Source organism: Lysinibacillus sp. UGB7 (assembly GCF_049058285.1).
GTDB lineage: Bacteria > Bacillota > Bacilli > Bacillales_A > Planococcaceae > Lysinibacillus > Lysinibacillus sphaericus_B.
The window spans coordinates 85,660-98,248 of sequence record NZ_JBMGUV010000016.1; the positions used below are offsets into that span (position 1 = coordinate 85,660).

The 12,589-nt window shown below is 36.0% G+C and carries 12 protein-coding genes and 1 pseudogene; 8 read left to right on the top strand and 5 right to left on the bottom strand.

Annotated features, from left to right (window positions below; genetic code table 11):
* Positions 1-133: 133 nt before the first annotated feature.
* From ACOMCU_RS15565 to ACOMCU_RS15580, 4 genes are all read left to right on the top strand, one after another.
* Positions 134-1,048, top strand: a complete 915-nt coding sequence (locus tag ACOMCU_RS15565; RefSeq protein ID WP_010860340.1) for a DUF1002 domain-containing protein — start codon at positions 134-136, stop codon at positions 1,046-1,048.
* Between the two features lie 255 nt (positions 1,049-1,303).
* A complete protein-coding gene (locus ACOMCU_RS15570; RefSeq protein WP_010860339.1) occupies positions 1,304-1,585 on the top strand; it encodes a GNAT family N-acetyltransferase in 282 nt (93 codons plus the stop codon).
* 403 nt (positions 1,586-1,988) lie between these two features.
* The gene (locus ACOMCU_RS15575) at positions 1,989-2,444 is read left to right on the top strand and encodes a GNAT family N-acetyltransferase (protein ID WP_010860338.1); all 456 of its coding nucleotides are present in this window, start codon (positions 1,989-1,991) and stop codon (positions 2,442-2,444) included.
* A gap of 65 nt (positions 2,445-2,509) precedes the next feature.
* A complete protein-coding gene (locus tag ACOMCU_RS15580; protein ID WP_010860337.1) occupies positions 2,510-2,821 on the top strand; it encodes a hypothetical protein in 312 nt (103 codons plus the stop codon).
* 230 nt (positions 2,822-3,051) lie between these two features.
* Here ACOMCU_RS15580 and ACOMCU_RS15585 read toward each other — a convergent pair.
* The 4 genes and pseudogenes from ACOMCU_RS15585 to ACOMCU_RS15600 form a co-directional block, all read right to left on the bottom strand.
* Positions 3,052-3,165: pseudogene (locus ACOMCU_RS15585) on the bottom strand (transposase); the annotation flags it as partial.
* A 181-nt stretch (positions 3,166-3,346) separates the two neighbouring features.
* A complete protein-coding gene (locus ACOMCU_RS15590) occupies positions 3,347-4,489 on the bottom strand; it encodes an MFS transporter (protein ID WP_421050616.1) in 1,143 nt (380 codons plus the stop codon).
* 270 nt (positions 4,490-4,759) lie between these two features.
* Complete coding sequence (locus ACOMCU_RS15595) at positions 4,760-6,280, bottom strand: succinate CoA transferase (protein WP_219363163.1); 1,521 nt, start codon at positions 6,278-6,280, stop codon at positions 4,760-4,762.
* Between the two features lie 312 nt (positions 6,281-6,592).
* Positions 6,593-7,243 carry a LytTR family DNA-binding domain-containing protein gene (locus ACOMCU_RS15600; RefSeq protein WP_010860334.1) on the bottom strand — a complete coding sequence of 217 codons (651 nt, stop codon included), beginning with the start codon at positions 7,241-7,243 and terminating at the stop codon, positions 6,593-6,595.
* Positions 7,244-7,748: 505 nt separating this feature from the next.
* Here ACOMCU_RS15600 and ACOMCU_RS15605 point away from each other — a divergent pair.
* The 4 genes from ACOMCU_RS15605 (at position 7,749) to ACOMCU_RS15620 (ending at position 10,953) form a co-directional block, all read left to right on the top strand.
* A complete protein-coding gene (locus ACOMCU_RS15605) occupies positions 7,749-8,543 on the top strand; it encodes a helix-turn-helix transcriptional regulator (RefSeq protein WP_010860333.1) in 795 nt (264 codons plus the stop codon).
* A gap of 238 nt (positions 8,544-8,781) precedes the next feature.
* Entirely contained in the window at positions 8,782-9,543 is a 762-nt protein-coding gene (gene yidC / locus ACOMCU_RS15610; RefSeq protein WP_010860332.1) for a membrane protein insertase YidC, read from the top strand.
* Between the two features lie 55 nt (positions 9,544-9,598).
* The gene (locus ACOMCU_RS15615; protein ID WP_010860331.1) at positions 9,599-9,847 is read left to right on the top strand and encodes a hypothetical protein; all 249 of its coding nucleotides are present in this window, start codon (positions 9,599-9,601) and stop codon (positions 9,845-9,847) included.
* 320 nt (positions 9,848-10,167) lie between these two features.
* Positions 10,168-10,953, top strand: coding sequence for a M15 family metallopeptidase (locus tag ACOMCU_RS15620; protein WP_421050617.1), 786 nt, complete (start codon positions 10,168-10,170; stop codon positions 10,951-10,953).
* 82 nt (positions 10,954-11,035) lie between these two features.
* Here ACOMCU_RS15620 and cls read toward each other — a convergent pair whose 3' ends face one another.
* Positions 11,036-12,493, bottom strand: coding sequence for a cardiolipin synthase (gene cls / locus ACOMCU_RS15625; protein WP_421050618.1), 1,458 nt, complete (start codon positions 12,491-12,493; stop codon positions 11,036-11,038).
* Positions 12,494-12,589: the final 96 nt, after the last annotated feature.

Sequence of the window (12,589 nt, forward strand, 5' to 3'; positions counted from 1 at the left end):
ATCCTTCAATTAATATCACACGAATGACGAGAGACTGTTTGAAACCTTCTCGTCATTTTTTCGTACTAATAGTTGTATAGTGATCTACATTATACAGGCTAGATGATTTTTCAAGCGAAAGGGGTCACACAATTTGAAAAAAACATGGCTGAAAGTGCTAACTGCTACTATGTTAGTATTTGGTGTGATGGCACCAGTAACAGGATTTGCCGCGGATAATTCGACAACAAAAGCAATTGATGAAAAACTTGGCGTACCAATTGTGGTCTATGGTGCAAACTTATCAGAGACGGAAAAAGAATCTGTTAAAGAATCATTAAAAGTAAACGAAGAACCTGAAATCGAAGAAATTACAGTATCTGGAGAAGACTTAACTAAATACATTAAAGACAGTAATGCAAGTTCACGCATGTATTCCTCTGCAAAAATTACTCGCAAGGATGCTGGGAAAGGCTTGGTTATTGAGATTGTCACACCCTCAAATATTACACAAGTAACGTCTGAAATGTATGCGAATGCTATGCTGACAGCTGGTATCGAGGATGCGACAGTACAAGTAGCCGCGCCAAAGGCTGTAACAGGTCATTCAGCGCTTGTAGGGATTTATAAAGCTTATGAAGTGAAAACGGGTGAAACTTTAGATATTGAGCGCACAGACGTTGCCAATGAGGAGTTATCAGTTGCAACATCTCTTGCACAATCATCGGGAATAGAGGATGCGAAGGTTGCAGAACTGCTAACAGAAATAAAAAAACAAATAGCAGAATCAAAACCGGCAACACGTGAAGATGTTGAAAAAATCGTGCAAGAGCAGTTAAACAAACTCGAGATAAAATTAAGCGAGACGGATAGACAGCTGCTAATCGATTTGATGGACAAAATTAGTAAACTAGACATTGACTTTAGTAAATGGTCAGATCAATTAAATGATATTAGTAATACGTTACAAGAAAAATTCGGTGCACTGATGGAAGATGAAGGCTTCTGGGCGGGTGTGAAAAATTTCTTTGCCAATTTAAAAGAATCCATTTCATCTTGGTTTAACTAAAGAAAGTAAAGCTCACTGTCACAATGGCAGTGAGCTTTTTATGTTTAGTTGGTATAAGAATATGAACAGGATAAGTTACGCACATTGTGTTTCCAGGTTTCTGGGGAAGTGCATCGTTTTAAACTCTCATAGAGGGACTTGCATTGCCGCCATTGTTAGTAAGTAAACGTGTGCAAATCCAATCAAAGCAACGTTGCACTATCTTTGAAGAATAACAACAGGCTATGTTACTATGAAAAAAAGGAGTGGTGAGAAATGGAATTCCGATTACAGAGTGAAGCATCGAACAAGCTTGCTTTTGTGTTTGAGCAAGAAGGCGAAAGATTAGCAGAGATTACTTGGCAACAAAAGGGGCAAGTGATGGTAATGGATCACACATATGTTTCAGACAAGCTCCGTGGTCAAGGGGTGGCGAAGAAATTGTTAGATCGTGCAGCTGATTATGCACGTGAAAACGATTATAAAATGGAAGCAGTATGTTCGTATGTAGTTGCGGCATTTGATAAATCCGATGCCTATAATGATGTAAAACAATAAGGTAGAGCTCTGTAAGACATCTATTTGACAATATGTCGAGCAAAACTAATAGGGTGTCTATAGAGGGGACTATGAAAAAAATAAGGCAATCTGCTAGTAGCCTTGTGCTAGTAAGCGGATTGCCTTTTTAGTTTTTACAGAAATCATTTCATACGCTCCTTATAGTAGAATTACACTGTAAATTAGAAAAGTTAAGAAGCCTGCTCCTCCCAATAATGAAGCCATATCTACCCAATCGTATAGCAAGTCTAAATCTTTCACACAAATCATCCTCCTATTAATTGTAATAATTAATTAATTCCCTTAGTTTGTCATTTATAATCATAATAAATTACAAAATAGAGTTGGTTAACGAAAAAAAGTTAGAATTGTGCGATAATATCGAGTGGGAGAGTGATAGATAATGTCTTGGAAAATACAGACGTATAATGAATTAACGACGGAAGAATTGTATAAAATTATTCAGCTACGAGTAAATGTATTTATTGTTGAACAACAATCATGCTATGAGGATTTAGATAATCATGATCAAAACTCTATACATATATCATATGTTAAAAATGGGGAAATATTCGCGTATGCACGTTTATTACCGCCCGGTGAAAAATTTACTATGGCATCGATCGGTCGTGTTATCACAAAGCAAGAAGTTCGTGGCACGGGGCTTGGTAAGGAAATGATAGAGTTAGCTTTAAAGACAATCGAAAAAGAATGGCCAGGTTCAGAGATTTTCATTCAGGCGCAACAATATTTAAAAGCATTTTATGGCTCATTTGGTTTCAAGCAAGTTTCAGAACCGTATATCTATGATAGCTTGCCGCATCTTGATATGTTATATAAAGCGAAAAATAATGTTTAGACCTCTAAAAATAGGGAAAAGCTATATTATAAGGCCAGTTTCTATATTTCTAGGAGGGATTTTTAATGGCAAAACGTAAAGGGTCAGGTGTTGTACTTGCAGGATTAGCAGGATTAGCGGCATCTTATTTAAGTAAAAAAGAAAATCGAGATAAGGCATTGAATATGTTAAGTAGTGCTAAATCCAAATTTGAATCTTATTTGAATACATCAAATGTTAATATGGATGGCAGAATCGCTGAACGTGTAACTACTGAGGTAGCGACAGAAGCAGGGACATCGCCAACAAAGTTAGCATCAAATGAAATGGTTGCTGAAGGTGGCGGACATACAGGCGTCCATTTTTATAACGAAGAAATCCAGGAAAAAGAAAAGTAACAAAAAACCTTCTCATTTAACCATGAGAAGGTTCAGATTGACGACAAAAGGTATTCGGAATAATCACGTTCCGAATACCTTTTGAAATTTTTATCAGAAATATTAGTTACAATAGCCCCTAACGAGAGTAGTACAAGGTTGTCCAACGCATACTATGCTTTTTCTTACACATCCGCAAATACACGTTCCATCGATTCTTTTAGTCGCGCATAGACTTGTTTCATGTCACTATACACCATGTTCTTTTGGATTTCTTTAATGGAATGATGTATAGAACGAATACCAAATATATATTGAATAAATGTCATGTAAAATAGAACGATAAGATCAATACTTGGTCGTCCAACTTAACGTACACGAGTTAATTGGAGCGCAAGCGGCGACTTCTGCGGGAAAAGCATGAGCGAAAAGGCCCCGCAGAAGCGTAGCGACGAGGAAACTGAAGCCATGCCCGCAAAAAGCGTCCGCCGTAGCGGAAATCAACGGGTTCATATAGATACTTCTATTTAAAGAAAACCTTCTCATTTAACTATGAGAAGGTTTTCTTTTGGGGATTAGAGTGAAAATAGCAAAGCCTATCAATACTATTCCTGTGAAAATAAACCCACTGGTAATACCGAGTGAAAGCCAACCTAGCAACGAGGAGCCCAGTACAACGCCTAATGAGAAGAAGGCATAAAAATAACCATATGCTTTTCCTCGAATTTCAACTGTCGTCGAGTCAATCAATAGTGAATTTATTGAAGGAAATAAGAAACCAAAACCAATACCATAGCAAGCCATCGCAATATAGAGTAATGTATTGGAATCGGCTTGACTGATAAGTATTTGGCTTATACCCATTAAGCTAATACCAAGCGACAACGTTTTAACCGGTGTGACTTTGTCAAAAATACGATTGCTAGGCAAGATAAATACTAGTACAGCAATAATGCCGAATGCACTCATTAGTGTGCCGCTTAATCGCGAATCAAAGCCTAGAGATTGTACCTTTAAAGGGAGTAGATAGGCAATAACGCCCTGTGAAAACATTAAAAAGAATGCCCCTGAAAAAGCTTTTAACGTCCCGTTATTAGTGAAAAATACACTAATGGGTATATGTATACTTGGTGCAGTTTTTTCCTTTTTAACTTGGCTTGATCTAAGTAGAAATGTAGCTAGAATACCTAAAAGTAGCATACAACTTGCTGTAATATTAAAAACGAAAGGTACACTCGTCCGACTTGCTAAAATACCACTAAAGGCTGGTCCAATGATAGCTGCTATTCCCACGAATGCACCTGAAATAGCACTACCTTTACCACGTTTTTCTTGTTCGGTTGCATTTGCTAAGAATGTAAACGCAGCTGGGACAATAAAACCTGCTACCAATCCATGTACAAAGCGTACTGCCAGTAAAGCAAATGGTTCTGCTACTAAATTATAAAGTGTTAACGAGAGCCCTGTAGTTAAAAGACCGATTACTAAAATCACAAAAGGTCCCTTACGATCGGTTAAAAACCCAGAAATAATATTCCCAAACGTATTAGAAAGGGAATACATGCCAACAGCAAGCCCAGTTAAAAAAGCAGATGCGCCTAAAGATTCTGCATATGTACTCATCACAGGAAGCTGAGTAAATAAGTCAAAAAATGAAAAGAATATAATCACATAGATAAATTTCTTCATAACTCCTCCTGTTACAAATTACGACATAGTGGGTTTATCCATACAAAGGGATGCTAACATTTTCACTTCACAACACAGTTGGAGGAAATCGTGCACCCTAGTCGATAAAACAACACATATAAAGCTTATCAGGTCTTGCAGAAATCATTAATAATCGGTGGGGAATCCTATATCCCCACCGATCAAAGTTTTCACTTTATTATACCATTTTTGGCAATAAAAAAACGCCTATTAAGTCGAAATGAACTTAGTAGGCGTTATAATGGAAAATTAAGCTTTTACAACTTCTTTTTTCATTGTTTTGTTTTTAGCAAGATTAACATGCCAAGAAAGAGCCTCTTCTAAAATATGAGGTGTTTGATGGCTACCAGTTGCTTCTACAGCACGGTTGTAGTAATCCCATAATTGCTCTTTGTAATCTGGATGAGCGCAGTTTTCGATGATAAGTTGTACACGTTCTTTTGGCGCAAGCCCGCGTAAATCAGCGATACCTTGTTCAGTAACGATAACGTCTACATCATGCTCAGTGTGATCCACGTGAGAAACCATTGGTACGATTGAAGAGATTGCTCCGCCTTTTGCGTATGATTTTGTTACAAAGATACCTAGACGAGCATTACGCGCAAAGTCACCAGAACCACCAATACCGTTCATCATACGAGTACCTGATACGTGAGTAGAGTTTACGTTACCGTATATGTCTAATTCAAGAGCCGTGTTGATTGAGATTAAACCCAAACGACGGATAAGCTCTGGGTGGTTAGAAATTTCTTGTGGACGTAAGCAAATTTTATCAGCATACTTTTCTAAATTACCATAAACTTTTTTCTGTAATTCTTCAGTAAGTGTAATTGAAGTAGCAGCTGCAAATTTAACTTTACCAGCATCGATTAAGTTGAATACAGCATCTTGAAGTACTTCAGAAGCAACAACTAAATCTTCAAATTCTGAATCAGCGAAGCCATCAAGTACAGCATTTGCTACAGAACCTACACCAGATTGTAATGGCATTAATTTGTTAGTTAGACGACCTGCTTTAATTTCATCGCGGAAGAAGTCCAATAAAATGTTCGCCATTCTTTGTGTTTCTTCATCTGGAGGAACAATTAATGAAGGAGCATCTGGTTCTTCTGAAATAACGATTGCTTTAATTTTAGCCGGGTCTACTTTAATACCGATTTCGCCAATACGTTGAGTAGCATCTGTCATCGGAATTGCTTCACGTTCACCTTGCTCAGCAGGTACGTAAATATCATGAATACCGATTAAAGCTTCTGGGTGAGAGATATTTAACTCGATAATAATATTTTCAGCATACTCAGCGAAGATAGGTGAGTTACCTACAGAGTTTGTAGGAATAATTAAGCCATCCTCGGTAATAGCCACAGCTTCAAGAATTAAATATTTAATTGGGCCCATAATTCCTTGACGAACTAATTCAGCGTTATGTGAAAGGTGTGCATCTACATACTGGATATCACCAGAGTTAATCAGGTTGCGGATACCTGCATCGCCTTGGAAAGGTCCGCGTTTGCGGATAACGCCAGCCTCAGCTAAATATTTATCTACTTCTGGGCCTAAAGAAGCACCTGTATATACATCAATTTTGAATTTTTCATTTTTTGCGCGTTCTACTAATGCCATTGGAACCACTTTAGCATCCCCAGCACGAGTGAAACCACTCATACCAACTACATCACCATCAGAAATAAGTGCTGCAGCTACATCAGCTGTAACGATTTTACTTTCAAGCTCTTTTAAACCTAAACGTTTTTGAATAATTGCATCCATTAAAAAAATCCTCCCCTAAAAGTTTTGATGGAAACCGATAACAAAACAAGAAAAAACTTATAAGAATTTTCTGTTTATTCAGTTGTAGTATAGCACCAACCATTTGAATAATACTATCACCAAACTGTCACAATTACTTCATAAATAGCATTAAACTGTTTAAAAAAAGGAAATTCGAGCATAAGAATGATTTTTCGACAGAGAAAACGTTTTATTATAGCGTCGTTTGTTTTGAACTGACATTAAATTCTTAATAAATAGAAAAAAACAGCAAGCACTTTAAAGTAAAATGCTTACTGTATTTATAAAAAATTAGAAACCTAAAGAGCGACGGAAGTAGCTTGCATAGCGTTGGCTAACAGGAATGCGTGTACCATCTTTCATGATTAATAAGAAAGTGGAATGTGAGTCTGGTTGAATTTCATCAATGAAGTCAATATTTACGATATATGAACGGTGGCATCGAATAAATGAATCAGGTGCTAAGAATAGCTCAAGATCACTTAAATTTAGTCGGTGATACCCTTCGCGCCCCATTGTTTTAACGAACGTTTTTCGAAGCTGTGTTTCAAGATAAATGACTTGATCATGCTTAATTGGATACCAACAATCATCAATTTTGATTGTGATGTAATTTGTTAAAAATGCTGATGGCTTTTGTGGGAAAATTGCAGTAATAGCACCCTTTGTCTCGCCTTCTTCCATTAAAGGGATACTCATGCCGAAATAGGCAACGCCAAATACATCTGGTTCGATGTAGGTGCTGATTTTTTGTCCGTAGCTTAAAGCTTTATGTGCAGCTGAACCTTCTTTAATAGGATCACCTGGCTTGATTTTTAAATCAACTTTTTTGCTAGGCTGGTAATACAAGTATTCGTTTGTGTCGGAAATTGCGATTGAAGTATTCTCTGGGAAAAACTCCTTAATAATCTCCATAATTTCTTCTATTTGTTTTGGATCCACTATTAACACCTCGTTTTGAACTTTTAAAAATAGTATTATCATCTATTTTACTACATATTCGTATAAATTATATAGAGAAGATTTAGGAATAAAATAGAGAAATGTCGAATGTGAAATCAAAAGATGTAATTTTTTTTACATAATATGTAACAAAAATTAATTAATTACTAATTTTTTTTATTATATATATGGTAATATTTAATTGGTTATAAGTATGTTTACTAGGTTTCTACTATGGCTGTGTGATAAATAAGAACTAGTGAAGGGGATAAAATGTGGTTGAAAGGAAATCGCAGAATATGGTAAAATCCTCTGTATAGTCTATTTTTATTACAAATGGTGTTTTAGTTGGATTATTTTTAAGGTTATAGTCAATATATACTTGTGAAATAGGACTCAATTCATACCAAAATAAGTAAATGCTATTTTCTTATTTGCAATTACGTAGATTTTTGTAAAATATTGTAAAGTAATTCGTGCACTCTGAGGAAAGATGGGGAAGATTATGCAACTACATCAACATTCAATGTCAGAAACGATATCAAAAAGATACTTCCAAGAAATCGATAATATTAATCAATATATCGGTGTAGAAGAATTTTTTAATATTGAGTCGAAATTAATATTTGAAATTTATCACTTAGAATGTGCAAAGGCTAAGAAATCATTGCATGAGTTAATTGATATTCTTTCAATACGTTTTGGCAAGCAAGTCATTAAAATTGTTCGAAGTTATTTTTCCGTTTTGTCGTCGATTGTTGCTCGTAAATTACTTGACAATCAAGTACCTTCGAAAAAAGCTTTTGCCTTTAATATAGCCTGTAATGATATGATAGAAAATCAAATGAAAGATGCAGAATTTTTACAATTCGCAGACGATTTAATTGATTTCTTCGTTTATTTTATCGCTGATCGCAAGCAGCCAACTTTCCGTCACCAGACTGTCAATAAGGTGATAATGTATATAAACGATGAATTAGAGAATGACTTAACAGTCGAGAGTATCGCAAATAACTTCCATATTAGTACAAGCCACTTATCGCGTATATTTAGAGAACATGTGGGTATTACTCTTGTTGAATATTTAAATGTTCGCCGTGTAGAGGAATCTCAATACTATTTGCGCCATACAAATAAAAGTATAACTTCTATTTCAGATCAGTTCCATTTTTGTAACCAAAGTTACTTTACGCGTATTTTTAAAAAATACACAGGCGTAACACCTAAACATTTCCGTGACGAGTTACATCACGAATTTTATCGTTTTGAAATGGCTGAGTCTGAGCTTCAAAATATATAGTAGTTATTAATTGTCTCAAACAGTAGTATGACCTTGTAAGCAATATTTGAACAAATAGGAAGATGCGGACATGTTAGCGATGCTAAACTCGCATCTTTTTTTATGGAATTTTTACTTCATATCAAAAAGCTTACGATGAAGCCTAGAAGTAATTGAATTAGTAGCACTTGCTATTTGATAAAGGTAGTCTTTATAAGGTATACTTCACATTAGTTGAAAAATAATAGTAGGTGGAAAAATGAAAAATTTAAAGCTATTTTCAATGCTTGGTCTTGTGGTATTTGTCCTTAGTGGTTGTCAAGCAGTTCAGAACAAAGAAGGCTTTTTCTATAGTATTTTTGTGAAGCCTATGGAATTTTTACTTGAGTTTTTCGGGAATGATATATTTTCAGGTAGCTATGGTTTAGCGATTATCGCTATTACAGTGCTTATTCGTTTAGTTTTAATGCCGATTATGTTGAAAAACTATCGTCAACAGCAAATAATGAAATCTAAAATGGATGCCTTCAAGCCTGAAATGGAAGAAGTTCAGAAAAAGATGAAGGAAGCTAAGACAAAAGAAGAACAAATGCAGCATCAACAGGAAATGATGGCATTATATAAAAAGCATGGTGTTAATCCATTGAATATGGGTTGCTTACCGATGTTGATTCAAATGCCAATTATTATGGGTCTTTACTTTTCGATTTTATATTCAGCCGATGTAAAATCACATATGTTTTTATGGTTTAGCCTAGGTTCACCTGATATCATTATGACGATTATCGCGGGTATTGTTTATCTAGTGCAAGCGCGTGTGTCACTATGGACGGTACCAGAGCAGCAAAAAGCACAGATGAAAATGTTTATTTATATTTCACCAATTATGATTGTCTTTATCTCAATGTCTTCTATGGCAGCTCTACCGCTTTACTGGTCTGTAAGTGGTGCGTTACTGATTATTCAAACTTATATTGGACGAAAATATTATTCGGAGCATCCCGAAAAAGCAACATCATAAAAAAATGTATGTCGAGGCGCTTGTGTAGCCTCGATTTTTTTAGGGGGACAAAAGGATGAACACAAAGTGGTTATCATCAATGCTCGTCGCTTTTTTCAGTATTGCGGCTATTGTATGTATAATTATGGGTAATTTTAATTTTGCGGTACTTGCAATGACTATAATGTTTGCTCTATCAAATGCTTTCCGCGCTAAGAGTTTTAAGGAGCAAGGGTATGTGAAAGAAGCAAAATGGATGAAGTATATGGCCATTTTTTTCACTATTGCCTCAGTCGTGGTACTTTATATTATTATTACAGATTAACAAAAGAATAATTTCGAAAATATTACACTAAAAAATGTGAAAGGTGTTAAAATAATACTATATGGATAAAGTGAGGCTTTCATCAGCGAAAATACTCGACGTAGGAGTTAATAAATCCTCGTGTGCATTCCTCGCTACCGATAAATGATGAAAAGCTTACAAGATGTGGTTTACACATACGGTACCATAGGAAATGGGGGACTTGTATGTGTTCATTAATCGGGTGTGCGATACTGGAGCTCCCACTTACATATCCATTTTAAAAGTAGGGAGCCCTAACAACCCATTAACAAGGGATAAATGTAAAAGGGGCAAATACAGTGAAAAACAATCGTCTACCACTCATCATTGGTGCTTTTATTTCAGTGGCGTTAATAATATCTATTATCGTAGTCGTTTACTATAAAAATAATCAAGTAAATGTGGCGTCAGATGAGCAACAACCAGTAACAGAGGCAAATAAAAAAGATACACCAGCAACGGAGAAACCAGAAACAGCAGATCGTCCAACAAAACCAGTAGAACAACCAGAACAACAACCTGACGAAAATGGCTATATACCGAACCAAACCTTACCAACAGAGCCAACGTACATTAATGGTATTTTATTGGCAAATAAAATCTATCCGCTTCCATCGACTTTTGCGCCTGATGTAAATCCAGAGGCAAGCCAAGCACTAGATAAAATGCTGGCTGCTGCGAAGAAACTAAAGGGTTTCGATTTAGTAGCATTTAGTGGTTATCGCTCTTTCGAATATCAAACAACGCTCTACAACAACTACGTCAATCGTGATGGGCAGGCTGCTGCCGATCGTTATAGTGCGCGTCCGGGCTATTCAGAGCATCAAACGGGCTTAGCTTTTGATATTGGAGAACGGGATAATAAAGATGTATGGCTTACTGAAGAATTCGGAGAAACACCAGCAGGGAAATGGTTAGTGGAGAATGCTCAGGAATATGGCTTTATTTTGCGATTCCCTCAAAATAAAGAAGACATTACGGGCTACATGTATGAATCGTGGCATTTCCGCTATGTTGGCATCGATGTTGCCAAAGAAATTAAAAAGCAAAATATAACGTTAGAAGAATATTTAGGTGTTAAATAAAAGAAAGAGGTTGTCTCGTTAGAAATCGAGATAACCTCTTTTTTATGGATTTATGAACTTTCATAACAGTTAACGTTTCGTTTTATAGGATCGGCGTTAGTAAACGTGAAATGGATTCTTTAAATTTGATCAAACTCGAACGATTTTGGTACATTTCCCATGTTAATTCAGTGCAGTCAAAAATATCTTTTTCAAATATTTCGGCTAACTGGTGGGAAATTGTAGAATCATAAATAAAGGCATTCACTTCGAAGTTTAAGCTGAAACTTCGAACATCAAGGTTTGCTGTTCCGACTGTCGACGCTTCATCATCAATAATAATGGCTTTAGCATGAATAAACCCTTTTTCATAAATATAAACCTTTGCCCCTGCACCAAGTAATTGTCCAACATACGAGTATGTAGCCCAATATACAAACATGTGGTCAGGTTTGTTCGGAATCATAATCCGAACATCGATTCCTGAAAGTGTGGCAATTTTTATGGCATCTAAAAAACTAACATCGGGAATAAAATAGGGTGTTTGAATATAAATGTATTTTTTTGCCATATTAATTAGTTTTAAATAACCAATTTTGATTTGTTCCCACTCGGAATCTGGACCGCTTGATACGATTTGTAAGCCTACATCACCTTTTTTAGGAATTGCTGGAAAGTAGCGGTCTGAATAGCCCATTTTTTGTTGTGCACATGCCTGGTTCCAGTCCAGCAAGAAGCGCGTTTGTAATGGATGCACGGCGCTTCCCTCAATCCGTAAATGCGTATCCCGCCAGTAGCCAAATTTCTTATGTAGGCCAAGATATTCATCTCCGACGTTAAAACCACCTATATAACCAATTCGGCCATCAATAACCACGATTTTACGGTGATTTCGGAAGTTTAGCCTCGGATTCAGCAGTGGTAAAATAGATGGGAAAAACACTTCTACTTCTCCGCCTGCACTAAGTAGCGTTTTAAAATGGCGCTTTTTCACATTACGTGAGCCCATTTCATCATATAAGAGTCGTACTTTCACACCTTGTTTAGCCTTTTTGATAAGTGTATCGATAATACGAGTTCCTAAGTTATCTAGACGAAAGATATAATATTGAATGTGGATATGATCTTTTGCTGCCTCAATATCACGAAGGAGCTGCTCAAATTTATCGGCGCCATCATCTAAAATAGTGATGTGGTTGTCCTGTGTTAGTACGGCATTATTTGTTTTTAAATGCATATAAATCATTTCTTTATAATTTTCTGCATTGTCGATACGGAACTCAAACGTATCGTCGCGAATAGTTTCTTTTTGATAATTAATAAGGGTATCTATGCCAATATCCTTGCGACCTTCCCAACGGAACAAATGCTTTTTTCGCAATTGCCGTCCAAGCAATAAATATAAAATAAACCCAGCTAATGGCAGGAAAAATAGTACTAGAATCCATGCCCAAGTAGAAGTAGCATCTTTACGTTCTAAAAATATAATAGTCATTGCTGATAATATATTTATTGTTAAAATTAAAGGTACTAGATATTCTACATTTGTAAAAATGCTCATTCCTGCACCTGCCTTTACTATATTTCCAATATATTTAGTATAGCTTACTTCACAGGTAGAATGAAAGAAGATACATGAATAGTTTGCATCAAGAAA